The organism is Luteibacter anthropi (assembly GCF_011759365.1).
GTDB lineage: Bacteria > Pseudomonadota > Gammaproteobacteria > Xanthomonadales > Rhodanobacteraceae > Luteibacter > Luteibacter anthropi.
In genome coordinates this window covers 13,185-38,087 of sequence record NZ_JAARLZ010000018.1, presented here as the reverse complement: position 1 = coordinate 38,087, position 24,903 = coordinate 13,185, and the positions used below count along the sequence as shown (strand labels likewise).

Below are 24,903 nucleotides of genomic sequence, written 5' to 3'. Positions count from 1 at the left end.
GTCTTAGCGCACCTTCAACGTAGCCAGACCAATGAGCACCAGCACGACGCTGATGATCCAGAAGCGCACGATGACCCGGGGCTCGGGCCAGCCTTTCAGTTCGAAGTGATGATGGATCGGCGCCATGCGGAAGATGCGCTTGCCACGCAGCTTGAAGCTTGCGACCTGAAGCATCACGGAAGCCGTTTCCATCACGAACACGCCGCCCATCACCAGCAGCACGATTTCCTGGCGCACGATCAGCGCGACGCAACCCAGTGCGGCACCGATGGCCAGCGCACCCACGTCGCCCATGAAGACCTGGGCCGGGTAGGTGTTGAACCAGAGGAACCCGAGACCCGCACCCGACAGCGCGCTGCAGAAGATCGCCAGCTCACCGGCCCCCGGAATGGCCGGGATGCCGAGGTATTCGGAAAACAGCTTGTTGCCCGCGAGGTAGGCGAAGATGCCCAGTGCACCGGAGACCAGCACGCTCGGCATGATGGCGAGGCCGTCGAGGCCGTCGGTGAGGTTCACCGCGTTGGAGAAGCCCACGATGATGAAGTAGCCCACCACGACGAAGAGCACGCCCAGCGGCAGCGCCACCTGCTTGAACAGCGGCACGTAAAGTGCGGTTTCCGCCGGCAGCTGATGCGTCTGGTAAAGGAACACGGCGGCGGCCAGGCCGAACACCGATTGCCAGAAGTACTTCCAGCGGCTGGCGAGGCCACGGCTGTCCTTCAGCACCAGCTTGCGGTAATCGTCGTAGAAGCCGATGGCGCCGAAAGCCACGGTCACCAGCAGCACCACCCAGATGTAGCGGTTGCCGAGGTCGGCCCACAGCAGCGTGGAGATGCCGATGGCGAACAGGATCAGCGTGCCGCCCATGGTGGGCGTTCCGGCCTTGGAAAGATGCGTCTGCGGACCATCGCTGCGCACCACCTGCCCGGCCTTCAGCGCGGCAAGCTTGCGGATCATGGCCGGCCCCAGCAGCAGCGACACGGCCAGCGCGGTAAGCGCCGCCATGATCGCGCGGAAGGTGATGTACTGGAAAAGATGCAGCGACGTGAAGTGCCGAGCCATCCATTCCGCCAGTTCAAGCAGCATGGGATGCTCCTTCAGCGTACGACTTCATTGCTGCCGCGACCCGCTCCATACCGGAGGAACGCGACCCCTTCACGAGGACGGTGACGCCCGCGTGGATGTCATGACAGGCCGCCTCGATGAGGGCTTCCTGCGTGGTGAAATGGTGTGCGCCCTTGCCGAAGGCCTCCACCGCCGCGGCGCTCTTCGCACCGATGGCGAACAATCGCTCGATGCCGCGCTCGTGGGCGAGGCGACCGGTATCGGCATGCATCTTCACCGCATCCGGACCCAGTTCGGCCATGTCGCCCAGGATCAGCCAGCGCTCGCCCCTGGCCAGGGCCAGCGTGTCGATGGCGGCGGCGGCCGAACCCGGATTGGCGTTGTAGCTGTCGTCGATGAGCGTCCAGTTGCCCGGCATCGGTTCGAGGTTGAGGCGACCCGCAACGCGCGGCACCTGTTCCAGCCCTTCCACGATGGTCTCCACCGGCACGTCGAGTGCGATGGCGATGGCCGCTGCCGCAAGGGCGTTGGCTACGTTGTGACGACCGGCCAGCGGCAGGCGTACGTCGCCGTCGCCATGGGGCGTCGACAGCACGAAGTGCGTGCCGTCGATGGTCTCTTCGACGATATCGGCACCGATGTCGGCGCGGTGACCCAGCGCATAACGCAGCGTGCGGCGCGAGCCGGCCAGGCCGGCAAAGAAACCGGCGAAGCGCTCGTCGTCCGCGTTGATGATGGCCACGCCGTCCACCGGCAGCGCCTGGTACAGCGCGCCCTTGGTCTCGGCGACGCCTTCGATGGTTCCCATGCGCTCAAGGTGCGCAGGCGCAATGGAATTCACGAGGCCGATATCGGGCCGTGCGATGGCGGCGAGATAGGCGATGTCGCCCGGCTTGCCGGCGCCCATTTCGAGCACGGCGTAACGGGTGTCCTCGGGCATCGCCAGCAGGGTCAGCGGCATGCCCAGCTCGTTGTTGTAGTTGCCGGCGTTGACGTGGGTGCGGCCATGGCGCGACAGGATCGACGCGGTAAGCGTCTTCACCGTGGTCTTGCCGTTGGAACCGGTGATGCCCACCACGCGCACGTTGCGCTGCGCGCGCACGGCACTGGCGAGGTCGCCCAGAGCGAGCTGGGTGTCGTCGACGATCACCTGGGCGATCGGCGCATCCACGGGACGGGTGACCAGCGCGGCAACGGCGCCACGCTCGGCGGCCATGGCCACGAAATCGTGGCCGTCCACGCGCTCGCCGGGCAGCGCCACGAACAGGTCACCGGCCTTCAGGCTGCGGGTATCGATGGAAAAGCCGGTCACCTCGGTATCGGCGCCCTGCAGGCGGCCGCGAGTCCAGAGGGCGACGGCGGAAAGGCGCATCATGCGCGGGCTCCCTTGGTGCTGGATGCCATCGCCTCACGGGCGACGGCGAGATCGTCGAAGGGCTGCTTGCCCTCCGGACCTTCCTGATAGGTTTCGTGGCCCTTGCCTGCGATCAGCACGACGTCGTCGGCTTTCGCATCGGCCAGGGCCAGGGCAATGGCGGACGCGCGGTCGCGCTCCACCATGACGGTGTCGGGGTGGGCGAAGCCGGCCACGATCTGGGCAACGATGGTGTCGCCGTCTTCGCTGCGCGGATTGTCGTCGGTGACGATCACCACATCGGCGAGGCGCTCGGCAATGCCGGCCATGATCGGGCGCTTGCCCTGGTCACGATCGCCACCAGCGCCGAAGACGCAGATGAGGCGACCCTTGGTATGCGAACGCAGCGCCAGCAAGGCCTGTTTCAGCGCATCGGGCGTGTGCGAGTAATCGACCACCACCAGCGGCTTCTTGCCATCGCCGCCAAGACGGCTCATGCGCCCGTTGACGGGCTGCAATGATTCCAGCGCGGCGTGGATGCGCTCGAACGGCTCGTCCAGTGCGCCCAGCACCGCCGCGACGGCGAGCAGGTTGGCGACATTGAAGCGACCCAGCAGGGCGCTGCGCACGGTGCGCATGCCCCACGGCGTATTCAGGTTGAACGACAGGCCCTTGGCCGACGTGACGATGATGTCGGCGCGGATCTCGGCGTCCTTCTCGGTGGCCTCGTGGGCCATCGACGTGCGCAGCTTCGTCACGCCTTCCGCCAGGCCTTTCGCCAGCTTCACGCCGAAGGCGTCGTCGACGTTGATCACCGCCGTACGCAGGCCCTCGAAGCCGAACAGCTTCGCCTTCGCGGCCCCGTACGCTTCCATGGTGCCGTGGTAATCGAGATGGTCGCGGGTGAGGTTGGTGAACACCGCCACGTCGAAGGCAACGCCGTTGACCCGGCCCTGCTCCAGCGCATGCGAGGACACTTCCATCGCCACGTGCGTGGCACCGGCCTCGCGGAAATCCGCGAACAGCGACTGCATGCTGATCGCATCCGGCGTGGTGCGCTCGCCTTCGACGATATGACCGTGCATGCCCGCACCCAGCGTGCCCACCGTGGCCGGCTTACGGCCGAGGAAGGCCAGCGCCTGGGCGATGAGCTGCACCGTGGAGGTCTTGCCGTTGGTGCCGGTGACACCCACGACCTGGAGCGGCTGCGACGGTGAACCGTAGAAACGGGCAGCGATGCGACCCGTCTTCTCGCGCAGATCCTTCACGGTGACCACGGGCACGCCCGGATCAACGGCGTCGAACGGCGGCTCGGCCAGGATCACGGCCGCACCCTGCTCCACCGCTTTCGCGGCGAAGTCGATGCCATGGCCCTTCGTGCCACGCAGCGCGACGAAGGCATTGCCCTCGATGATGGCGCGCGAATCCAGCGAGAGTCCGGAAACGAGAATTTCGCCGGCACCCGGGGCGTCGGCGAAACCATTGAGTAGATCGGCGAGGCGCATGGTCACGGGACCACCTCTTCCGCCGCGCTGTCGTCCGCTTGTGGCGGTGCGTTGTTCGTACTGATCATGCCACCCTGGCTCGGGCCGCCGGCGTACCAGCGACCCACGTTGTCCGGCGGGATGTCCAGCAGCCTCACCGCACCCTGCATCACCTGGACGAAGGCCGGACCGGCGACGGAGCCACCGTAGTACCGGCCACCCTTCGGGTCGTTGATGACCACGACGGTGACGATGCGGGGAGCGCTGGCCGGAATCATGCCCACGAACAGCGAAATATAGTTATTGGCGTAGTAACCGCCGGCGGAATTCTTGTGCGAGGTACCGGTCTTGCCGGCCACGCTGTAGTTGGCGACGGACGCAAAGCCGTAGCCGGTGCCGCCCGGGGCAACCACAGTCTCGAGCATGCGCACGAGCTCATGGGCCACGTCGGGCGTGACGACCTGGTTGGGCGGGTTGTCCGCACCCTTGATGAAGCTGGGCGCACGATACTGGCCGCCATTGCCGATGGCGGCGTAGCCGGTAGCCAGCTGCAGCGGCGTCACGTTGAGGTTGTAGCCGTAGGCCAGGCGCGACTTCTCGATGGGCTTCCAGGTGCGGCCCACCGGCAGGTAGCCGGAGGCTTCGCCGGGGAAGCCGCTTCCCGTGCTGTTGCCGATGCCGAACGACTTGTAGATGCCGTAGAGGAAATCCGTATCCAGCGTCATCGCGATCTTGGCGGCACCCACGTTCGACGACTTGGTGATGACGCCGGTCGGGGTGAGCGTGCCCCAGTTATGCGTGTCGCGCACCGGGTGACCACCCATCATCCACGTACCCGGCGAGGTCTCGATGAGCGGCGAGGTCGGTGTGTACTTGCCGCTGGTGAGTGCGGCGGCCATGGTGAACGCCTTCATGGTGGAGCCCGGCTCCACCACGTCGGTGACGGCGCGGTTGCGGCGTTCCTGCGGGGTGCTGCCACGCACCGCGTTCGGGTTGAACGACGGCAGGTTGGCCATGCCCAGCACTTCGCCGGTGTGCACGTCCATCACCACGATGGAGCCCGAATCGGCCTTATTCTTGTCCAGCGCATCCTTGAGCGCGCTATAGGCGAGGTATTGGATGCGGCGGTCGATGGACAGCGTGAGGTCGCGGCCCGGCTGCGGCTCGCGCACCAGTTCCACGTCTTCCACCACATGGCCCATGCGGTCGCGGATGACGCGCTTGGCACCCGGCTTGCCGGCCAGCCATTCGTCGAAGGCCAGTTCCAGGCCTTCCTGGCCGTGGTCGTCGATGTTGGTGAAGCCGAGGATATGGCTGTTCACTGCACCCGACGGGTAATAACGACGGTACTCGCGCTGCGACGCGATGCCGGGAATCTTCAGGTCGACGACAGCCTGCGCGTCTTCCGGACGCATCTGGCGCGCGATGTACATGAACTCTTTGTCTGCACGGGCTTCGATCTTCTGCTTGAGATCGTCGGCATCCACATGCAGCGCGTGCGCCAGCTCGGGAATGCGGTCGGCATTTTCAAGCACTTCGGGCGGATTGGCCCAGATGGAAGCGACCGGCGTCGACACGGCAAGCGGCTCGCCGTTGCGGTCGAAGATGGTGCCGCGCGACACGGCGATGGGCATTTCACGCAGGAAGCGCGCGTCGCCCTGATCCTGGTAGAACTGCTTGCGCACCACCTGGAGGTCGAAGGCACGCACCACCAGACCCGAGGCGGCGATGCACAGCAGCGCCACCATCACGGTCATGCGCTTGCGCGGGCTGGGGCCCTGGCCGCGACGGCGGCTCGGCACCACCGGCTTGCCGTAACGGGCCTTCATCGACGCACCAGCTGGATGTCCTGCTGCTTCGGCGTGTACATGCTGAGGCGGGCACGGGCTTCTGCATCGATGCGGCTGGGTTCGGCGTAGGTGGCCTGTTCCAGTTCGAGACGGCCGTATTCCACGCCGAGGTCGTCCTTCTGGCTTTGCAGCCGGGACAGCTCGACGAAGAGGATGCGGCTCTCGTGGCGCGTCCACACCACGCCGATCGCGCTGACGATGACCGCCAGCAGCAGGATCGTGAGGCAGAACGCGCCGAAGATCTTCATGCAAGTTTCTCCGCCACGCGCAGCACGGCGGAACGCGAACGCGGATTCGCGGCCACTTCGGCGTCGGATGGGAAGATGGCCTTGCCGACCGGCTTCAGGCGCGCGGTCTTGGCTTCGGCGGGCGGCGCGCGGCGATTGCCCTGCACACGCCCCTCGTGCGAGCGGATGAACTGCTTCACCGTGCGGTCTTCCAGCGAGTGGAAGCTGATCACCGAGAGACGGCCGCCGACCTTCAGCAGCTCCAGCGCGGCATCGAGGCCACGCTCCACGGATTCCAGCTCGGCGTTCACGCGGATGCGCAGCGCCTGGAAGGTGCGGGTGGCGGGATTCTTGCCCGGCTCGCGGCGACCGACGCAGCGGGCGACCAGTTCGGCCAGCTCGCCGGTGCGGGCGATCGGTGCCGTGGCGCGACGCTCAACGATGGTCTTGGCGATACGACGGCTGAAGCGCTCTTCGCCGAAGGTCCACAGCACGTCGGCGATCTCTGCCTCGCTGGCTTCGGCCAGGAAGTCGGCTGCGCTGATGCCGCGGGTGGTGTCCATGCGCATGTCGAGCGGTGCATCGCCCATGAAGCTGAAGCCGCGGCTTGCGTCATCGAGCTGCGGCGACGAGACGCCCAGGTCGAGCAGGATGCCGTCGAGGCCGCCTTCGAGTGCCGGCCATTCGCCCATCGTGGCGAAATTGTCGTGGCGCAGGGAAACACGCGGATCGGTGGCGAGGCCAGCCTCGGCCACGGCAATGGCCGTGGGATCGCGATCCATCAGATACAGGCGGCCGTCGGCGGACAACCGGGCAAGGATGGCCCGGGCGTGACCGCCCCGACCGAATGTCCCGTCCAGATAACGCCCGTTCTCGCGCAAGGCGAGGCCCTCCACCGCTTCTTCGAGCATCACCGGGATGTGCACTTCGCGCCCCGCCATCGCCACATCCCGCTCCCGTTCTACTTCTTAAGTTCAGTTAGTCGTTACAACCGCAGCTCCGCCATGTCGTCGCTGATCTCGTCCTCGCCGATCGTCTGCCTGATCTTGGCGAGGTGGGCCTGTTCGCTCCAAAGCTCGAACTTGTTGCCCATGCCCAGCAACACGGCTTTTTTTTCTATGCCCGCCGCGGCGCGCTGACTGGCCGGAAGGAGGACGCGTGCTGCGCCGTCGGGTTCGACGATCGCGGCTGCGCCCACCAGCTTCATCTGCAACGCACGGTGGACGGCCTTCACGCTGGGCAGCGCATTGACCTGGTCGCGGACCTGCTCCCACTCGGCATACGGGAAAATCCACAGGCATCCCGTCTCGAATGGGTTGTAGGTAATCACCAGACGGTTTGCGCAGGCGTCAGCCACCAGATCCCGATAAGAAGTCGGAATCGTCAGACGACCTTTGTCGTCGACCGTGATGGCGGTTTCGCCTTGAAACATGTCTGCTGGCTACCCCACTAAATCCCACGATTTCACACTGGAGCCCACGATAGTCTCGCCCCTTGAGACTGTCAAGGAATTTTTTCTTGTGAATCAAAGAGAAAGCTGCCATTCATGACCAATTCCAGCCTTTTCTGAGGAACCAGCGGAAGGTGGTTGAATCGCGGGGATTTTTTGACGGAAACGCCTGTGCGAAGGCGTCCCGCACGCCGTGAAATTGACGTGTAGGCGGCAGGAGGTCGTGGAGATTGGTGGGAGAAGCGCGATCGGGGCATGGGATGCCCCGATCGCAACGAAAGGTTGGAGTCGGCCTGTAAGCCGGGTTCTGTACGTCTTGCGACGAGACAGTCATTCTTCTCGGCCTGGCGTCACCGCCAGGCTCTAGCAACCTACCCGGGAACGACGCGGGCCGCGTCATGGTTCCCTTATTTGGTCTTGCTCCGGGTGGGGTTTACCGTGCCGTGCGACGTTAGCCCCGCACGCGGTGCGCTCTTACCGCACCCTTTCACCCTTACCTGATCCCCTTGCGGGGCCATCGGCGGTCTGCTCTCTGTTGCACTGGCCGTCAGCTCACGCTGCCCAGGAGTTACCTGGCACCCTGCCCTGTGGAGCCCGGACTTTCCTCGATGCACACAAGGTGCGACGCGACTGTCCGGCCGACTCCACCGCCGATTATACGCCATGCTCGCTAGAATGACCGGCCAGTCACCGCGGAAACCCCGATGTCCTCCTCCCGCCCCGGCACCCTGTACGTCGTCGCCACGCCCATCGGGCATCGTGACGACATCAGCGCACGCGCCATCGAGACCCTGCGCAAGGTGGCCGTGATCGCCGCGGAAGACACCCGGCATACCCGTCCGCTGCTCCAGCACCTGGGCATCGATACACCACTGGTGGCACTGCACGACCACAACGAGCGCACGGCGGTAGATGCGCTGGTGGAGCGTCTGCGACAGGGCGACGACGTGGCCCTGGTGTCCGATGCCGGCACGCCGCTTATCAGTGATCCGGGGTTTCGCCTGGTGCGCGCCGTGCGGGCTGCCGGCCTGAAGGCCAGTCCCGTGCCGGGCCCCAGCGCCGTCGTCGCCGCGCTGTCGGTGGCTGGCCTGCCGAGCGATCGATTCATCTTCGAAGGCTTCCTGCCCGCCAAGGGTGGCGCGCGGCGTTCGCGCCTGACCGAACTGGCCGGCGAATCGCGCACGCTTATCTTCTATGAGTCGTCGCATCGCATCGTCGAGTGCCTGGAAGACATGCGCGAGGTGTTCGGCGCCGCCCGGGAGGCGGTGATGGCGCGCGAGCTGACCAAGCTGTTCGAGACGGTGCTCGGTGCACCGCTGGGCGAGCTGGTGGAGCGCGTCACCGCAGACCCGAACCAGCAGAAGGGCGAGTTCGTGGTGATGGTGGCCGGTCGTGAGGCGGGTGAAGACGAACGCCTGGCCGAGGGGCTGCGGGTGTTCGGCATCCTTAAAGAGGAACTACCGCCGGCCAAGGCTGCGAAGCTGGCGGCTGCGATTACCGGTGCGCCGCGCAAGGCGCTTTACGGGGCTTGAGCTTCCTGTCAGCCGACATTCGGCTTCGCCGGTCGCGCGCAGGCGCGCTCCTACACAGGCGCTCACTGTAGGAGCGCGCCTTGCGCGCGACCGGTCACAACGCATACGCCAAACCCCACGTGGCCTGCGCCCTCCTCCGATAAACCGCCCCCTACCGCCATGTCACACCCCGCGCCCGATCACGCCGGGCTCGCGAAGCGATGGGCTATGATCCGGGCGTTTCGGCGCCGGAGGGCGCCTCCCGCGTTACCAAAGGAAACTCCGATGCGAGCGATGCGTGCCACTACCCTCGGCCTCCTGCTGACTGCCGGCCTCGCCGGCTGTGCCACCCAGGGCGGCACGACGACCCAGCCCCACGGCACGGCACCCACCGGCGAGGCCACCCAGGCCGCGCAGGCGCTCTACACCAAGGGCCAGTTCGACCAGGCGGCGCAGGCCTACCTCGCCCTGGCCAACCAGGACTCCGATCATCGGGACTACTTCCGCCTGCTCGCCGCCGAGTCGTACCGGCAGGAAGGCGCCCTCGACCGCGCCGCCCCGGTGCTCGGTGACATTCGCCGCTCGCGACTGGAAGGCGAGGACGCCCTGCGCTTCGACGCCCTTCGCGCCGAACTCGCCCTGAAGAAGAACGACCCGGCCACCGCCCTGTCGCTTACCGGCAAGCCGTCGTCGCGTGTGTCCCCGCAGATCGAACAGCGCCTGACCGAACTGCATGCCCGCGCCCAGGCCGCATCGGGCGATCCGTGGAGCGCCGCCCAGACCCGCGTCGACCTCGACGGCCAGCTGCGCGGCATCGACCGCGAACAGAATCGCAAGGAGATCCTCGCCCTGCTCACCGGCCTCGGCGCCGAACCGCTGGCCACCCGTGGCAATGCGCTGCCGGCGAACGATCCGCTGCGTCCCTGGGTGCTCGAGGCACAGACCCAGCTCGGCAGCGCCACGCGCTCGCCTGCCGTGCTCGATCAGGCCGTGGGCACGGTCACCGGCGACAAGGGCGTGCGCGAAGGCTACAAGGTGCCCACCAAGGTCGCCCTGCTGTTGCCGCTCACCGGCCCGCTCGCCGGTGCCGGTGCCGCCATCCGCGACGGCTTCTTCGCCAACTACATCGATGCCGCGCATACCAATGCGCCGCGCCCGGAGGTCGCTGTCTACGACTCCGGCAATGACGCGTCGCACGCGGTCGCCGCCTACGACAAGGCGGTGTCCGAAGGTGCCCGTTTCGTGGTGGGCCCGCTCAACCGCGACGGCGTCTCGGCGATCTTCGCCAAGGGCGCGCTGCCCGCGCCGATGCTCACGCTGAACTATCCCAACGACAACAAGAACCTGCCGCCGTCCGGCGCCAACGAATTCGGCCTGCTGCCGGAAACCGAAGGCGCGCAGGTGGCCGACCACATGGCCGACCGTGGCCTGCACTCGGCGGTGGTGATCGTATCCACCGACGACTTCGCACGCCGCGCAGGCAATGCCTTCAAGGCGGAATGGCAGGCCCGTGGCGGCAAGCTCGCCGGGCAGGTCACGCTTGACGCCACCAGCATCGACTTCGCCTCGCAGCTTTCCGGCGCCGGCATCGGCGCCACGCCTGAGGGCGATACCGATGGTGGTGTCTTCCTCAGCATGAAACCGCAGCAGGCCCGCCTGCTGATGCCGCAGCTGCGCCTGACCCGCAACACCCAGCCGGTGTTCGCCACCTCGCACGTCTACACGGGCAGCGACGATGCGGCAGCGGACCGCGACCTCGAAGGGGTGGAGTTCTGCGACGCGCCCTGGCTGTTCGACGCACAGCCGGGTCTGCCGCGCCGCGCCGATCTGGCCGGCGCGATCCCCGCCACCCGGGGCGTGGCCGCCCGTCTGTTCGCCTTCGGCATGGATGCGTGGGGGCTGGTGCCTTACATCGACTGGATGCGCGGCCACCCGGGCAGCTACCTGCCGGGTGCCACCGGCCAGCTGGTGGCCGATGAATTCGGTCGCGTGCGCCGCGTACTCATCTGGGCGCGCTTCACTGACGGCGTGGCCCGTCCGGTCGCCGGTAGTCTCGAACTCGAAGCGCCGGCCACGGCTCCCACCGTCGAGAGCGGTGGCGGCTGATTTCCCACCGGCGCGGACAGGAGTCCGCGTTGAAAGCACCTCGTAAAACCACCCCGCGCCGCGCCACCGGAGACCACTTCGAAGGCGCGGCGCTTTCGTTTCTGCAGGCGCGCGGGTTGCGCCTTATACAAGCCAATTTCCTTTGCAGGCATGGCGAGATCGATCTCGTGATGCGCGATGGCGAGGTGGTCGTGTTCGTCGAGGTGCGTTACCGGCGCGGTAGCGCGTTCGGCGGGGCGCTGGCATCGGTCACGGCAGCCAAGCGGCGGCGCATCGTGAGCGCGGCGCATATCTGGCTGGCGGGGAGGCCGTTCGATGCGCGCAGGCCGTGCCGGTTTGATGTGGTGGGGTTTGAGGGTGCAGTGGTGGAGTGGGTGCGAGGGGCGTTTGATGGGTGAGTTTCCAGGTATCCGGTCGCGCGCAAGGCGCGCTCCTACACAAGCCGCCTCGTAGAAGCGCGCCCGCACGCAACCAGACCAACGCGGCCCTTGTAGGAGCGCGCCTCGCGCGCGACCGGACCGAAGCGGCCCTTGCAGGAGCGCGCCTCGCACAACCAGACCAACGCGGCCCTTGTAGGAGCGCGCCTCGCGCGCGACCGGACCGAAGCGGCCCTCGCAGGACCGCACCTCGCGCAACCAGACCAAAGCGGCCCCTGTAGGAGCGCGCCTCGCGCGCGACCGGACCGAAGCGGGGTTTGCAGGACCGCGCCTCGCGCGACCGGTCACACTAGCATCAAGCCGCCGCCAGAAACGCCTCACGCCCCAGCTTCGCCAGGTCCGCCACCGACTCCACGGTGATATCCGGCGGCGTATCCACCAGCTCCTTGCCCGCGGCCGCCGCGTAATGCCCCTGCTTCACGAACACGGTGGTGACGCGATCGCCCAGCAGCTTCTTCAGCGCCACGAGAATGCGCGGCTTGTCATCCACCATCACGTAATGATCGGCCGGATACCGTGCCTGCATGTCGTCGAGCATTTCTTCCTTGTGCACGTAGATCAGCACGTCTTCCCGGAACGCTTCCCACAACCCCGCACGGCGGATCTTGCGCGGCTGGAACACCGTATCGCCATCGGACATGATCACCGGCCGCCCCAGCGTGCGCAGATGATCGATCGTTTCCAGCACACCCGGAAAACGCCGCTGCTCGAACGGATAGTCGAGCAGGAAGAACGACATCTCCATGAACGAGCGATCGCTCTGCTGCCCACGCAGGCGCTGCAACACGCCCAGGTAATCGGCATAGCCCACCTGCCCGCGAATCTCCTTGTCGATGGCGTTGTAGCGTTCCCTGCCCCCGTCACCGAATTCATGCTCCAGCCGGGCGGCCAGGTCGGCGCTGAAACGGTCGTTGTCGATCAGGGTATTGTCGACGTCGAACAGGAAGACGATGGAATCGCGGTCGGACACGGCACAGCCTCGTACGGAATGCGGATGCCCATCATATGGGGACAGCCGTGACGATCCGAAGGCCGGCAACGTTCAGGCGCGCTTGGGCGGCACCAGCGACAGACGCTTGCTGGCCGCCGTGGAGGCCTTGGGAGCCAGCAGGCGGGCGATTTCATCCGGCGGCAACGGGCGCGAGTAGAGGAAACCCTGCCCCTCTTCGCAGCCGGCACGCAGCAGGAAATCGTGCTGGGGCTCGGTCTCGATGCCTTCGGCGATGGTGTGCAGGTCCAGGCTGCGGGCGATGGCCAGCATGGCCTCGGTGATCGCCACGTCGTTGCCATTGATCGGCAGGCCCGTGATGAAGGAGCGATCGATCTTGAGATAGGCCACGGCAGGCAGCTTCAGATAGGCCAGCGAGGAATAGCCCGTGCCGAAGTCGTCGATCGCCACGGCGATGCCCAGCTTGTGCAGGGCGACCATGGTCCGCTCCGTATCCTCGCCCAGGCGCAGGATCGCGCTCTCGGTGAGCTCCACCAGCAGGCGGTTCGCGGGCACGCCGGTGGTGGCAAGCGCATGCTCCACGCCGGGAAGGAATTCCGGATGCGCAAAAGACCCTGCGGAAACGTTCACCGCCACGCGCAGCGGCGGCAGGCGCAGCTGATCCCAGGCCACCAGCTGGGCGCAGGCGGTTTCCATCACCCATTCGTCGATTTGCCGGATCAGGCCGAGGCTTTCTGCAATGGGGATGAATTCATCCGGAGGTACGGCGCCGCGCTCGGGATGGCGCCAGCGGATCAGTGCTTCCACGGCTACGATGCGCCCGCTGCGGATTTCGACGCTGGGCTGGTACAGCAACTGGAATTCGTTGCGGGCCAGCGCCTGGCGCAGCTCGGAGGCAAGCTTCAGGCGACGCCGTGCATCCGCATGCATCTTCGGCGTGTAGAACCGCAATGCGTTGCGCTCTTCCGTTTTCGCCACATACATCGCGGCATCCGCATTCGCGATGAGGGTGACCGGATCGTTGCCATCCAACGGGTAGCCCGCGATACCGATGCTGGCGCTGACGTACAACTCGTAGTCGCCCAGGTCGAACGGACGCGCCAGCGCGGCCAGCAATGCCTCGGCTGTTACCAGTGCCTCTTCGCGCGAACGCAGGTCGCCCAGAAGAATGGTGAACTCATCACCACCGATGCGCCCCGCGATGTCGTTTGCCGACAACTGTGCGCGGATGCGTTCCGCCACGCGCATCAGCAGTGCATCGCCGGTGGCGTGACTGTAACTGTCGTTGATGACCTTGAATGCATCGAGATCGACAAAAAGCACGGCCACGGCACCGCGCTCGTGGGCCGCGCGCGTGATCGCCTCCGCGCAAAGCCGCTCGAATTCCGAACGCGTGACCAGCCCCGTGAGCGGATCGTGCGTGGCCATGTGTTGCAGGCGCTGGCGGTCGGCCTTGCGCGCCGTGATGTCGGAGACCACCGCTACGTAATGCTGCGGGCGGCCGTCCGAATCCCGGATCGTGCTGATGCTCATCAGCTCCGGATACGTGCTTCCATCCGCGCGGCGGCTTTCCACTTCGCCCAGCCAGTTGTCGCCGGCGGCAATGTTTTCCCACAGCGATGCCGGCAGCGGACGACCATCCGGCAGCGTACGCGTGGCATCGAAGCGTGTCTTGCGCAGCGCCTGCACGGAGATGCCGGTGAGTTTCGTCATCGCCGCATTGGCCGTGGTCACGCGACGATCCGCGTCGGCGATGATCACGCCCTCGGCGATGCTCGCCAGTGCCTCGGCGGCGATCTTGCGCTCCTGCTCCATCGCCACGCGATCGGAAATATCGCGGACGATGGCCTGGCATACCTGGCGAGAACCCCACACCACGAGACTGCTCTGCGTTTCCACGGGGCGCGTCGCACCTTCCGTGTTGCGCAACGTGCCCACGCCGGAATAGGCCGAACCCTCCGTGAAAAGGCTCGACAGCTGGATACCGGTAAGGTCGTGTCGCGCGCATCCGATCCAGGCGGCCGCGCGACGGTTTGCATCGAGGATGCGCCCGGTTTCCTCGTCTACCATGAAGATGGCATCGGCGGCGCTGTCGAACAGCAGGCTGTAACGCTCCTCCGTGCCACGGATGCCCGCGAGGATGCGGCTGGCGAAGCGCAGCCACAACGCCGAGGCAAACGCCGCCACGCCAAGCACCGTGAAGAACAGCACCCGGCCCAGCCAGGAGGCGCCGTTGGCGATATCCAGCGAGAAAGCCTTGGCACGCGGTTCGATGAAGCGATTGAGATCACCGATGCGCACGCGCTCCGCATCGAGATCCGCCTGGGTCAGGCTGCCGTCCGCGTAGCCCTTTTCCAGGCGGTCGGCGATACGGTTCATCTCGGCAAGGCTGTCGTCGACCGAGCGCCATTCCGTAATGGCCTCGCGCACGTACGGCATGCCGGAGAAATGCTGGAAGATGAAGACCATTCCCGGGATGGCCTCGGGGATGACCCCGCCACGCGCGAAGTCGTCTTCGACCTCGGCATGGGAAAAGCTGCCACTGGCGATGGAGTCGCGGGCCGCGCGGTCGGCCATCAGCACGGCATAGTTACGTCTGAAACCGATCAGGTCGTCGGCACGCCCGTGACGGGCGTAATCGTCCAGGTCGATCACCGACTGCTTCTGGGCCTTCGACCAAAGACTCTCGCCGTTGAGGAAACCGGCGAGAGTCACCTGGGTCTGCAGCGCGACCCACGTCAGGGTGAGGATGAGGCCCACGACGGCGACAAGCGCATAGGCCAGAGGCCTCAGGCGCCTTGCGAGCGGTCGCTGTTGACTGGCTTCAATGCGTCGCATCGAATCCCCGATTCCTCAAACCGACGTGATATTGCGCTACTTCAGCTGCAACTTACGAGTTACGCGGCTGCCTCGTTCAACTTGCGGATGGAGAGGATGCCGTCCATGCAACGATCCAGCGTCACCGTCATGGCGACGTAACTACGACGGACGCATTCCTTCACGTGTTCGACCTGGTCTACCGGAGGGTTGCTTCCCAGCAAGGTGCAGACGATTTCAAGAGCCTCCCACGGGTGGGTATCGTCATACGCGGCGTGCAGCTGAAGCCAGCGCAAACCGGCTTTGCGGCCGGAAATCGGCAGACTTTCCGCATATGCCACGCTTTCATAGACAATTTGCGACCAATCACCGGTCGCGCCCTCCACCGCATAGTTGGTGGCGGCCATGCCCGCGGCCAGTGAATCATGCCGGGACACCTCCTGGCACCAGTCGGCCAGGGCCTGGGAGCCCTTGGGCGGTTCACCCGAAAGGACCTCCTCACGGGACACCCCCGCCGATTCCGCCCAGTTGAGCCAGTATTCCGCGTGGTTCTGCTCTACCCGGATGTTGCGCACGAGCCAGCGACGGGCGAGATCGTCGCCCCGGCTGCGGCCGTACTGGGTCTTGAGCAGGCTACGGGCCATGTACCCCGGAAAACCCTCGATGACCGGCCACACGCCCACCATGAAGTGGCGGGTGGTCTGGGCATCGAGCGTGGCGGCACACATCGCCGACCACATGTCATGACGGACGATGGCCGCACGGGCATCCGCACAGGAGGACACCATGTCCTGTGCCCAGGTCGGATAGCTGGCGATGTCCATCTGCGGACCGGTGAGTTCGAAACGAGCGCTCATAAGTGATCTCCCTAAAGATCAGCTGCCATTGGAAGGTCCGGGCAGACCGGGGCGACCCACGGCCCGCCCAGCCGGTCCCCATTGCGGGGCCGGACAGCCATTAGGGCACATCCCCCGTCACGCTTTGCCGGATACGGGGGTGCCATTGGTCATACACACGACAGCCAGGTGCGGGGCTATCGTGGACGCCCCTTTCCACGCCCAAGGAGCCCTCATGGCCACCATCCACCGGCTGCTCGCCACCGCCATCGCCTGCGCGCTGGCGTCCTCCACCGTCGCGGCCGCGGAGCCACCCTCGGGCGTGGACCTGAAGGGCATCGACCACGCGGTGAAGCCCGGCGACGACTTCGATGGCTATGCCAACGGCAACTGGAAGAAAACGGCGCAGATCCCCGCCGACCGCGCCAGCACGGGCATCTTCCTGCAGGTGTTCCAGAAGGCCGAGAAGCGCAACGCCGACCTCGTGAAAGAGGCCGCCGCGGCCAACGCGCCGGCGGGCAGCAACGAGCGCCTGATCGCCGACTACTACAAGGCCTTCATGGACCAGGCCGGCATCGAGAAGGCAGGCCTGAAGCCGCTCCAGCCCGAACTGGCCGCCATCGATGCCATCGCCGACAAGCAGGCCCTCTCCACGGCCCTGGGGGCCCAGCTGCGCGCCGACGTCGACCCCATCAATGCCACCAACCTCGACACCGGCCACCTGCTCGGCCTGTTCGTGGCCCAGGGCCTCGAAGACCCGTCGAAGAATTACCCGTACCTCCTGCAGGGCGGCCTGGGCATGCCCAACCGCGACTACTACCTGAAGAACGACAAGGACATGGTGGAAGCGCGCACCAAATACGCCACCTTCGTCGAAACCCTGCTCTCCCACGCCGGCACGCCCGATGCCGCCGCCAAGGCGAAGGCCATCGTCGCGCTGGAAACCAAGCTGGCCGAAGCGCAGGCCTCCATCGTGGAGAGCGAGGACATCCACAAGGCCAACAATCCGTGGAAGCGCGGCGAGTTCGCCACGAAGGCCCCGGGCATCGACTGGACCGCCTACTTCAAGGCCGCCGGCCTCGACGACCAGCCCACCTTCATCGTCTGGCAGCCGGCCACGGTGACGAAGTTAGCCGCGCTCGTCGCCAGCGAACCGCTGGACACCTGGAAGGCCTGGCTGCGCTTCCACGCCATCAGCGAAAACACCTTCGTGCTACCGAAGGCCTTCGACGAGGCCTCGTTCGAGTTCTACGGCAAGACCCTCACCGGCACGCCGAAGCAGCGCGACCGCTGGAAACGCGGCCTGGGCGCCGTCAATAGCGACCTCGGCGATGCCGTGGGCCAGATCTACGTGAAGAAGTACTTCCCCGCCTCCTCGCGCGCCGAAGTGCAGGACATGGTGAAGAACATCCTGAAGGCCTTCGACGCCCGCGTGGACACCCTGGAATGGATGTCGCCCGCCACCCGCCAGAAAGCCAAGGCCAAGATCGCCACCATCAAGGTCGGTGTGGGTTATCCGGACACCTGGCGCAGCTACGCAGGCCTCGACATCCGCCCGGACGACGCCCTGGGCAATCACCAGCGCGCCGGACTGGCCGAGTACCACCACCAGGTCGCCAAGCTCGGCAAGCCGGTAGACCGCGACGAATGGTGGATGACCCCGCAGACAGTCAACGCCGTGAACCTGCCGCTCCAGAACGCGCTGAACTTCCCCGCCGCGATTCTCGAAGCGCCGTTCTTCGATCCGAAGGCCGACGCCGCGTCCAACTACGGCTCTATCGGCGCCGTGATCGGCCATGAAATCAGCCACAGCTTCGATAACACCGGCGCCGAGTTCGACGCCCAGGGCAAGCTCGCCAACTGGTGGACCGACGCCGACCAGAAGCACTTCAAGGACGCCGGCCAGCGCCTGGTGAAGCAGTTCGACCAGTACGAACCGCTGCCCGGCCTGCACGTCAACGGCCAGCAGACGCTGGGCGAGAACATCGCCGACCTCTCCGGCCTCACCATCTCCTACGCGGCTTACAAAGAAAGCCTGGGCGGCAAGCCGGCGCCGGTCATCGACGGCCTCACCGGCGACCAGCGCTTCTTCCTCGCCTTCGCACAGAGCTGGCGTGAAAAGACCCGCGATGCAGCGATGCGCCAGCAGGTCATCGGCGACGGACACGCACCGGGCCAGTTCCGCGCACAGACGGTACGCAACCTCGATCCCTGGTACGACGCATTCAAGCCGCAGGCCGGCCAGAAGCTCTACCTCGACCCCACCCAGCGCGTAAAAATCTGGTAACCCCCGCTTGTGCTCGATGCGACCCAACGCCTGAAAATCTCGTAGTCCTGCTGTGTAGGAGCGCGCCTTGCGCGCGACCGGTTGTCGCGAAAAAATGATTTCTTCGCGACAACCGGTCGCGCGCAGGCGCGCTCCTACAAGGGGCGGAGTTTTTGTTCCAGCCAGGCCAGCATGCCGTCGAGGGTGAGGGCCAGGGCGCCTACCAGCAGGGCGCCTTGCAGAACGTAGGCGGTGTTGTTGCCCACCAGGCCCTCGACGATGGGCGAGCCCAGCGTCGTGGCGCCTACCGCCGAGCCGATCGTGGCCGTGCCGATGCTCACGATGGCGGAAAGGCGAATGCCGGCCATGATCGGGCCGGCCGCCAGCGGCAGTTCCACGTCCCACAGGCGACGCCAGCGGCCGTAGCCCATGCCATCGGCGGCGTGAAGTGCGGCGGGAGATACCGCATCCAGGCCCGCGACGGTCTGGCCCAATACGGGCAACACGCCGTAGAGCACGAGTGCCACGAAGGTCGGCGCCGCGCCAAATCCCAGCAACGGCACCGCAATGGCCAGCACGGCCACAGGCGGAAACGTCTGGCCGATCACCGCCACAGCGCGCACCGTCGGCAACAGCGAACGACCCGCAGGTCGCGTCGCCAGGATACCCAGCGAAAGGCCCAGCACGGTCGCCACCAGTGTCGCACCGAGCACCAGGGCCAGATGCGCAAGCGTCAGCACATGAAATGGCGTACGCGTATACAACGGATGCGACAGTTCGGGCATCCACGCGTGGAACCAGGGCGATGCGTGCGGCAACACCAGTAACAGCGCCAGCAGGCCCAGCAATGGAAGCATCGCCCTCATCGTTTCCCGTCCACCAGATCGACCAGTGCAATCGATCCCACCACGTGGCCGCCTTCCGTCACCGGCAGACGATCACGCCCCTGCGCCAGCATCGCGCCCAGCGCCTCCTGAAGGCTGGCAGCGATATCCACCGCCTCGCCTTCCGCGGTTTCTCCATGCCGAAGCCGCTCCCGCACCGGACGAATCGCCAGCTCACGCAGATGCGCACGCGATCCACCCACGAACTCGCGAACCCGGTCATCGGCGGGCTCACGAATCAATTGCAGGGGTGTCCCCACTTGCACGAGGTGGCCATCGAGCATGAGGCCCACGCGATCCCCCAGGCCGAACGCCTCGTCCATGTCGTGCGTAACGAACAGGATCGTCGTCGCCGTTTCCCGCTGGATCGTGCGCAGGCTCGCTTGCAGGGATTCGCGCGTCAAAGGATCGAGCGCGCCAAACGGCTCATCCATCAGGACGATGCGGGGCCGGGCCGCCAGCGCCCGCGCCACGCCGACGCGCTGCTGCTGGCCACCGGACAGCGTACGCGGATAACGATCGCCGATGCCCGGTTCATCCAGCTTCAACAGATGGAGCAACTCGCCTACCCGCGAAGCGATGGCCTGCTTCGACCAGCCGAGCAGTCGCGGCACCGTCGCGATGTTCTCGGCCACCGTGCGATGGGGAAACAGGCCCACCGACTGGATGGCATAGCCGATACCGCGTCGAAGCTGCTCCACGTCCATCATGGCGATGTCGTCGCCATCGACCAGCACCCGTCCGCGGTCGGGCGTCACCAGTCGGTTGACCATGCGCAGCAGGGTGGACTTGCCCGAGCCTGAAGGCCCCACCAGCACGAAGAATTCGCCGTCATCCACGCGAAGGTCCAGCGCATCGATCACCGTGCGATCCGCAAAGTGCTTACCCACGCCTTCGAAGACGATCATGAACGCGACTCCGCCAATGCGTGCAATCCCTGGAAAAGCAGGTCCATCGCGAGCGCCAGCGCGATGATCGCCAGCGTACCCAGCAACACCATATCGGTAGCTCCCTGTCCGATACCGAGGAAGACGAAACGCCCCAGGCCACCTGCGCCGATCAGCGACGCCACGGCCGCCAGGCCCACGGTCTGCACCGCCACGATACGCAATCCGGCCAGCAACACGGGCAGACCAAGCGGCACCTGCACCCGGGTCAACAGCTGCCAGCGGCTCATGCCCAGCCCACGCGCCGCCTCGCGTGCATCCACCGGTGCGGCATCGAGCCCGGTGACGGTGTAGCGCAACACGGGAAGCAACGCGTAAAGCACCAGTGCGAACACCGCCGGCGCCGCGCCCGTGCCACCAAAGCCGAGGGAAGCCAGCGCAGACCACTGGCGGGCAAGCCACGCGAACGGGCCGATCAGCAAGGCGAACAGCGCCAGGGAGGGCACGGTCTGGAAGAACGAAAACACCCCGAGCAACACGCCCCCTGCCCGTTTCGCCCGCCAGGCCCATACGCCCAGCGGCAGACCCAGCGCGAGGGCAAGCGCAAGGGTGATCAGCGACAACACCAGATGAGTCTGCAAGGCATCGAGAAAGGCACCACGCTGCGCGTGATACTCACGCATGACGGCAACGTTATCGAAAGCGCCGGCCATGCCGCCAAGGACGAGGGCAAACGCCACACCCACCCAGATACCGGCCTGCCAGGCGATGCGAAGACCACGCATGCGGTCCAGCAGCAACAGCAGGGCGGCAAGCCACATCGTCCAGAAACCGGCACCCGTCTGGATACGCGTGGTGGGCGATGCACCTTCCAGCAACCGCGTTGCATCGTGGCCCGCAAGCCATGGCAAGGTGATCACCATGGCGGCCGTGCAGGCTGTCGCCAGCCAGCGGAACCGCGAACATCCCGCCACGGCAACAAGCAACCACGCGACGAGCAGAGCGATCGCATCCGGGTTTTGCGGCACACCACTGAGCAATCGATTGGGCGCCACATGCAGGAAAGGCAGCCCGGCCGCCGCGATACCGATGGCGCACAGGATGACCACCGGCAGGAAACGGGCAATACGGGCGCTGTCCGTCATGGCCCGGCACCCTGCCCGCGCAGATAATCGGCGGCCACCTTCGATGCATCCTCACCATCGATCTGCGTGCGCGCATTGAGATGCTGCAACACCTCGACGGTCAGCGGGCGAAAGGCCTTTTCCAGTGCATCGCGCATCACCGGATACCGTTTCAGTACTTGTTCGCGTACGACGGGCGCAGGCTGGTAGACCATCTCGACGTGACGCGGGTCTTCAAGAACCACCAGCCCGGTCATCGCCAGGGCCCCATCCGTGGAATAGACCATGCTCGCATTCACCCCCGACGTGCCCTCGGCGGCAGCCTTGATGGTGGCGGAGGTATCGCCACCGGCCAGCACGAGCAGTTGGTCACCGCGCAGGCGAAAACCATAGGCGGCCTGGAACGCAGGCAACGCCGCATCGCTTTCCACGAATTCCGCCGATCCCGCCAGATAGACGCGTCCGTTGCCATTCACCCAGCGTGCGAAGTCATCCAGCGTGCGCAATCGGTTGGCCTTTGCGATATCCGCACGCACCCCGATGGCCCAGTGATTGTCGGCTGGCGCGGGGTGCAGCCAGACCAGGTGGTTTGCCTCCTGGTCGAGCGACGAAGCCAGCGCATAGGCCCGCGCAGCATCCCGGAATGCAGGGTCGGCCTCCCGATGGAAGAAGAAACCTGCATTGCCCGTGTATTCCGGATACACGTCGAGATCGCCGTTGACGAGCGCACGTCGCACGATCGAGGTAGGCCCGAGCTGCGTGCGATCCGTCACCGGGATCCCTTCGCGGCGCAATACCTGGAGCACGATCTGCCCCAGCACAGCCCCCTCGTTGTCCGCCTTGGAACCCACCCGTACCGGTACCTCCGCCTGGGCGACGGCTATACAGAGCAGACACAGCAGGGCGACAAGGAGGCGCCGCAAGTCAGCGACCCAGCAAATCGGCGAACGTCCGCTTGAATGCCTCGTCGATCGGTGTCGCGTCCACGCTCGCAGGCAGGCCAATGAAACGCTGCTCGAAGGCGCGCACCGCTTGCGTGAAACGCTCCGCCCGCCCTTCGTCGTCGCCCTCTTCCACCGCGTAGGCCAGCGCGCGCGCCGCCTGCCCGGCCAGATCGACATCGTCCGGCAACGCCGAGATATCGCCCCAGACCTGCTTCAGGTAAGCCACGGCCAGCCCGGCGCGGCGCATGCGATGCAGCAGGCCTCGCGGCAATCCGTGCTCCGGCGCAAAACGCGCCACCACATCGTGGGCCTGATCGACAGGCGCCTGGCCCAGGTCGATGCGGATGCTCAGTGATGCGGTGTCGAACAACCATGAGCCCGGTGCAGGGGTGGCGCTGTATGGCAGCGCCCGGCCGTTGACCTCGACGCTTTCGGGAATACCGGCATCCAGCAGCTCCACGATGTAGGCACGCGTCGACGGCCTGCCGGGATAGTGGCCATCCATCGCATCGATATGCACCCGATGCGCACGATCGCCACGACGGCTGCGGACCGGCGTGCGGGCAAACTCGCCGCGCTGGTAACCCTGGCTCCGGCCATCGTCATCGTAGAGCGCCGTATGACCTTCGTCACCGGGAAACACCTGGAGAATCAGCGTATCGGGCACGCTGGCGAGATCGCGCAGGCCTTCGGGATAAAGCGGAATCACGCTGCCGGGCCGCACGAAGATGGGCATTTCCGCCAGCGTGTAATTGCGCTCCAGCACCTGTCCGCCCTCATAGGCCTCCGCACCGTCGCGGCTGTACCACAGGCCCGGCGGCAGCCAGACGGCGAAGGCGGCCGAGCCATCCTCGCTCACGGGAACGGTCACGGGTGCGACGAGGATGTCTTCTCCGAACATGTATTGCGCGGGGTGCGCATAGGCTTCCTCGTGCTCCGGCCAGTGGTAGTACATCGGCCGGACGATCGAGGTGCCTGTGTCATACGCGGCACGCGCGGCATCGTAGATATACGGCGCCAGCTGGTAGCGCAGGCGGATCGCCGCGAAGATCGCGTCGCCATAGGGCGGCCCGAAGTGCCATGGCTCCTTGTGCAGGCTGGCTTCCTTCGCCGAATGCGTACGCAGCACGGGGCTGAAGACACCCAGCTGCATCCAGCGTGCATAGAGTTCCGGATCGAGGTGACGCTCCGGTCGCGGTATGTGCTTGTGGAACGTGTGGCCACCGATGTCGTGACTCCAGTAACCGTAGAGCACGTTCGAGGCCATCGACGTGAAATGCGGCTGGAAGGCCAGCGACGTCCACGAGATCACGCTGTCACCGGAAAAACCGATGGGATAACGATGGTTACCCAGGCCACCCCAGCGGTGATAGATCAGCCCGCGCCGGTCGTCGTCGCGCTGCATCTCGGTGAAGAACACATGGTTGAGCCACCATGTGTTCGACAGGCCCGGCACCGCCCTGGATTCGGGCCACTGCTGCCAGTCGAGCCACCAGAAATCCACGCCCTGCCTTTCCAGCGGATGCAGGATCGTGTCGAACAGGGCACGCATGTACGGTTGCGACGCACCTTCGAAGGGAATGGGTTCGCGCGTGGAGGTATCCCACGACAGCACCTTCGCCATCGCGTCGTACTTTTCCTCGTGCGGCATCACGCCCGAGGCAGGATGCAGGTTCAGCGTGATGCGCAGGTTCTGTCCGTGCGCCCAGCGCATGAAGGCCGCCGGCTCCGGGAACAGGCTGCGATTGAAGGTATAGCCGGTCCAGCCGGACTGCTCGCCGAACACGTCGTGCTGTTCGTGGCCCGGCCGTAGCGACAGGCCCGGCGTGGTATGCCAGTCCATGTCGAGCACCAGCACATCGAGCGGAATGCGCTCCTTCTCGAAACGCGCCCCCAGGGTGCGCAGTTCTTCGTCGGCGTAATTCCAGTAGCGCGACCACCAGTAACCGAAGACGAAACGCGGCGGTACGGGCTGTGGCCCGGCGATGGCGGCGAAATCGGCGAGGCCCGCACGGTAATCGTGGCCATACCCGAAGAAGTACAGATCCTGGCGTTCACCGTGCGGACGCGGTATCACCCAGCCTTCGTCGTCGATGCCGAAGCCTTCCGTGTCGTCCACCACATGCCAGCCATCTCGCGCGATGAGGCCTTCTTCCAGCGGCAGCTTGCTGCCGTCCTGCCAGGTATCGCCCTCGTAGCGGTCGAGGGTGCGGTAGGTGCCGCCGAGGTTGTCTTTCTGGACATCGCCGGGATGCCAGGTGAGATCACCCGAGGGACGAAGCACGTCGATGGCAAGATTCGCGGCCGTGAAACGGCCCGTGCCTTTCTGGTAGCGCAGGCGGAGATTGCCGGTATCGATGTCCAGCGTGCTGTCGTCCTCGTTCAGCGAGAACATCGGCACGTCGACGGCGCGGTGGACGACGATCTGGGTACGCCCGTCGCGGAACTGCCGGTCGGCACTCCATTCCAGGCGGATCAGGCGTGGCGACAGCACGGTGAAGCGAACCTCGCCCCGTTCCACGGTGGCTTCCGGTTGCGCGGCGGCGCCCTGGGGCGTCGTGTCGGTCGTGGCTTCCATGGGTCGGGCAGCACCCCTGTGGCAAACGAAGGGGCCATTATGACGCGTCGCCGCATCGACACGGTGAAAGCGCCAGCTTGACGCGACGTGCACCCTCGCCCCGTCACCGTCTGTCGATCGTCACCCAAGCGAGG

At 66.0% G+C, this 24,903-nt stretch carries 19 protein-coding genes and 1 other RNA gene; 4 read left to right on the top strand and 16 right to left on the bottom strand.

Annotated features, from left to right (window positions below; genetic code table 11):
• Positions 1-3 precede the first annotated feature (3 nt).
• The 8 genes from mraY to rnpB all read right to left on the bottom strand — a co-directional run bounded on the left by mraY (position 4) and on the right by rnpB (position 8,076).
• On the bottom strand, positions 4-1,086 hold the full coding sequence (gene mraY / locus HBF25_RS21750; protein ID WP_166952897.1) for a phospho-N-acetylmuramoyl-pentapeptide-transferase: 1,083 nt from the start codon (positions 1,084-1,086) through the stop codon (positions 4-6).
• The gene (locus HBF25_RS21745; RefSeq protein ID WP_166952894.1) at positions 1,076-2,440 is read right to left on the bottom strand and encodes a UDP-N-acetylmuramoyl-tripeptide--D-alanyl-D-alanine ligase; all 1,365 of its coding nucleotides are present in this window, start codon (positions 2,438-2,440) and stop codon (positions 1,076-1,078) included. Before HBF25_RS21745 ends, mraY begins: the two co-directional genes overlap by 11 nt.
• Entirely contained in the window at positions 2,437-3,924 is a 1,488-nt protein-coding gene (locus HBF25_RS21740; RefSeq protein WP_166952927.1) for a UDP-N-acetylmuramoyl-L-alanyl-D-glutamate--2,6-diaminopimelate ligase, read from the bottom strand. Before HBF25_RS21740 ends, HBF25_RS21745 begins: the two co-directional genes overlap by 4 nt.
• A 2-nt stretch (positions 3,925-3,926) precedes the next feature.
• Positions 3,927-5,732, bottom strand: a complete 1,806-nt coding sequence (locus HBF25_RS21735; RefSeq protein WP_243853373.1) for a peptidoglycan D,D-transpeptidase FtsI family protein — start codon at positions 5,730-5,732, stop codon at positions 3,927-3,929.
• Entirely contained in the window at positions 5,729-6,001 is a 273-nt protein-coding gene (ftsL, locus tag HBF25_RS21730; RefSeq protein WP_166952891.1) for a cell division protein FtsL, read from the bottom strand. Before ftsL ends, HBF25_RS21735 begins: the two co-directional genes overlap by 4 nt.
• Positions 5,998-6,921: a 16S rRNA (cytosine(1402)-N(4))-methyltransferase RsmH gene (gene rsmH / locus HBF25_RS21725; protein ID WP_166952888.1), complete on the bottom strand. Its 924-nt coding sequence runs from the start codon at positions 6,919-6,921 to the stop codon at positions 5,998-6,000. Before rsmH ends, ftsL begins: the two co-directional genes overlap by 4 nt.
• 44 nt (positions 6,922-6,965) lie before the next feature.
• Entirely contained in the window at positions 6,966-7,412 is a 447-nt protein-coding gene (gene mraZ / locus HBF25_RS21720; RefSeq protein ID WP_166952885.1) for a division/cell wall cluster transcriptional repressor MraZ, read from the bottom strand.
• Positions 7,413-7,710: 298 nt separating this feature from the next.
• Positions 7,711-8,076, bottom strand: an RNA gene (gene rnpB, locus HBF25_RS21715) — RNase P RNA component class A.
• Positions 8,077-8,134: 58 nt separating this feature from the next.
• Between rnpB and rsmI the strand changes: the two genes are divergently transcribed.
• The 3 genes from rsmI (at position 8,135) to HBF25_RS21700 (ending at position 11,445) form a co-directional block, all read left to right on the top strand.
• A complete protein-coding gene (rsmI, locus tag HBF25_RS21710) occupies positions 8,135-8,962 on the top strand; it encodes a 16S rRNA (cytidine(1402)-2'-O)-methyltransferase (RefSeq protein WP_166952882.1) in 828 nt (275 codons plus the stop codon).
• A 264-nt stretch (positions 8,963-9,226) separates the two neighbouring features.
• On the top strand, positions 9,227-11,047 hold the full coding sequence (locus HBF25_RS21705) for a penicillin-binding protein activator (protein WP_166952879.1): 1,821 nt from the start codon (positions 9,227-9,229) through the stop codon (positions 11,045-11,047).
• Between the two features lie 29 nt (positions 11,048-11,076).
• Positions 11,077-11,445, top strand: coding sequence for a YraN family protein (locus HBF25_RS21700; protein WP_166952876.1), 369 nt, complete (start codon positions 11,077-11,079; stop codon positions 11,443-11,445).
• Between the two features lie 334 nt (positions 11,446-11,779).
• Here the strand turns inward: HBF25_RS21700 and HBF25_RS21695 are convergent, their stop codons facing one another.
• The 3 genes from HBF25_RS21695 to HBF25_RS21685 all read right to left on the bottom strand — a co-directional run bounded on the left by HBF25_RS21695 (position 11,780) and on the right by HBF25_RS21685 (position 16,107).
• Positions 11,780-12,454 carry an HAD family hydrolase gene (locus HBF25_RS21695; RefSeq protein ID WP_166952873.1) on the bottom strand — a complete coding sequence of 225 codons (675 nt, stop codon included), beginning with the start codon at positions 12,452-12,454 and terminating at the stop codon, positions 11,780-11,782.
• A 72-nt stretch (positions 12,455-12,526) separates the two neighbouring features.
• Positions 12,527-15,271 (bottom strand): putative bifunctional diguanylate cyclase/phosphodiesterase, encoded by a 2,745-nt coding sequence (locus HBF25_RS21690; RefSeq protein WP_166952869.1) that lies wholly within the window; start codon positions 15,269-15,271, stop codon positions 12,527-12,529.
• Positions 15,272-15,330: 59 nt separating this feature from the next.
• The gene (locus HBF25_RS21685; protein ID WP_166952866.1) at positions 15,331-16,107 is read right to left on the bottom strand and encodes an iron-containing redox enzyme family protein; all 777 of its coding nucleotides are present in this window, start codon (positions 16,105-16,107) and stop codon (positions 15,331-15,333) included.
• 214 nt (positions 16,108-16,321) lie between these two features.
• On the opposite strand from HBF25_RS21685, the gene HBF25_RS21680 reads away from it, so the two are divergent.
• The gene (locus HBF25_RS21680) at positions 16,322-18,373 is read left to right on the top strand and encodes a M13 family metallopeptidase (protein ID WP_166952863.1); all 2,052 of its coding nucleotides are present in this window, start codon (positions 16,322-16,324) and stop codon (positions 18,371-18,373) included.
• Positions 18,374-18,507: 134 nt separating this feature from the next.
• Here HBF25_RS21680 and HBF25_RS21675 read toward each other — a convergent pair whose 3' ends face one another.
• The 5 genes from HBF25_RS21675 to HBF25_RS21655 are packed head-to-tail and all read right to left on the bottom strand — an operon-like array spanning position 18,508 to position 24,769.
• Complete coding sequence (locus HBF25_RS21675) at positions 18,508-19,209, bottom strand: ABC transporter permease (RefSeq protein ID WP_208392723.1); 702 nt, start codon at positions 19,207-19,209, stop codon at positions 18,508-18,510.
• Positions 19,210-19,214: 5 nt separating this feature from the next.
• Positions 19,215-20,144 carry an ABC transporter ATP-binding protein gene (locus HBF25_RS21670; RefSeq protein WP_166952857.1) on the bottom strand — a complete coding sequence of 310 codons (930 nt, stop codon included), beginning with the start codon at positions 20,142-20,144 and terminating at the stop codon, positions 19,215-19,217.
• Complete coding sequence (locus HBF25_RS21665) at positions 20,141-21,268, bottom strand: ABC transporter permease (RefSeq protein ID WP_166952853.1); 1,128 nt, start codon at positions 21,266-21,268, stop codon at positions 20,141-20,143. The genes HBF25_RS21670 and HBF25_RS21665 overlap by 4 nt, the downstream gene beginning before the upstream one ends.
• Positions 21,265-22,170 (bottom strand): glycine betaine ABC transporter substrate-binding protein OsmF, encoded by a 906-nt coding sequence (osmF, locus tag HBF25_RS21660; protein ID WP_166952815.1) that lies wholly within the window; start codon positions 22,168-22,170, stop codon positions 21,265-21,267. Before osmF ends, HBF25_RS21665 begins: the two co-directional genes overlap by 4 nt.
• 1 nt (position 22,171) lies before the next feature.
• Positions 22,172-24,769 carry a glycoside hydrolase family 31 protein gene (locus HBF25_RS21655; RefSeq protein WP_166952850.1) on the bottom strand — a complete coding sequence of 866 codons (2,598 nt, stop codon included), beginning with the start codon at positions 24,767-24,769 and terminating at the stop codon, positions 22,172-22,174.
• Between the last annotated feature and the right edge of the window lie 134 nt (positions 24,770-24,903).

What these genes read in the sequence shown, in the direction of transcription:
- mraY (WP_166952897.1), bottom strand. Translation starts at nt 1,086, where the DNA reads ATGCTGCTTGAACTGGCGGAATGGATGGCTCGGCACTTCACGTCGCTG.
- HBF25_RS21745 (WP_166952894.1), bottom strand. Translation starts at nt 2,440, where the DNA reads ATGATGCGCCTTTCCGCCGTCGCCCTCTGGACTCGCGGCCGCCTGCAG.
- HBF25_RS21740 (WP_166952927.1), bottom strand. Translation starts at nt 3,924, where the DNA reads ATGCGCCTCGCCGATCTACTCAATGGTTTCGCCGACGCCCCGGGTGCC.
- HBF25_RS21735 (WP_243853373.1), bottom strand. Translation starts at nt 5,732, where the DNA reads ATGAAGGCCCGTTACGGCAAGCCGGTGGTGCCGAGCCGCCGTCGCGGC.
- ftsL (WP_166952891.1), bottom strand. Translation starts at nt 6,001, where the DNA reads ATGAAGATCTTCGGCGCGTTCTGCCTCACGATCCTGCTGCTGGCGGTC.
- rsmH (WP_166952888.1), bottom strand. Translation starts at nt 6,921, where the DNA reads ATGGCGGGGCGCGAAGTGCACATCCCGGTGATGCTCGAAGAAGCGGTG.
- mraZ (WP_166952885.1), bottom strand. Translation starts at nt 7,412, where the DNA reads ATGTTTCAAGGCGAAACCGCCATCACGGTCGACGACAAAGGTCGTCTG.
- rsmI (WP_166952882.1), top strand. Translation starts at nt 8,135, where the DNA reads ATGTCCTCCTCCCGCCCCGGCACCCTGTACGTCGTCGCCACGCCCATC.
- HBF25_RS21705 (WP_166952879.1), top strand. Translation starts at nt 9,227, where the DNA reads ATGCGAGCGATGCGTGCCACTACCCTCGGCCTCCTGCTGACTGCCGGC.
- HBF25_RS21690 (WP_166952869.1), bottom strand. Translation starts at nt 15,271, where the DNA reads ATGCGACGCATTGAAGCCAGTCAACAGCGACCGCTCGCAAGGCGCCTG.
- HBF25_RS21685 (WP_166952866.1), bottom strand. Translation starts at nt 16,107, where the DNA reads ATGAGCGCTCGTTTCGAACTCACCGGTCCGCAGATGGACATCGCCAGC.
- HBF25_RS21680 (WP_166952863.1), top strand. Translation starts at nt 16,322, where the DNA reads ATGGCCACCATCCACCGGCTGCTCGCCACCGCCATCGCCTGCGCGCTG.
- HBF25_RS21675 (WP_208392723.1), bottom strand. Translation starts at nt 19,209, where the DNA reads ATGCTTCCATTGCTGGGCCTGCTGGCGCTGTTACTGGTGTTGCCGCAC.
- HBF25_RS21670 (WP_166952857.1), bottom strand. Translation starts at nt 20,144, where the DNA reads ATGATCGTCTTCGAAGGCGTGGGTAAGCACTTTGCGGATCGCACGGTG.
- HBF25_RS21665 (WP_166952853.1), bottom strand. Translation starts at nt 21,268, where the DNA reads ATGACGGACAGCGCCCGTATTGCCCGTTTCCTGCCGGTGGTCATCCTG.
- HBF25_RS21655 (WP_166952850.1), bottom strand. Translation starts at nt 24,769, where the DNA reads ATGGAAGCCACGACCGACACGACGCCCCAGGGCGCCGCCGCGCAACCG.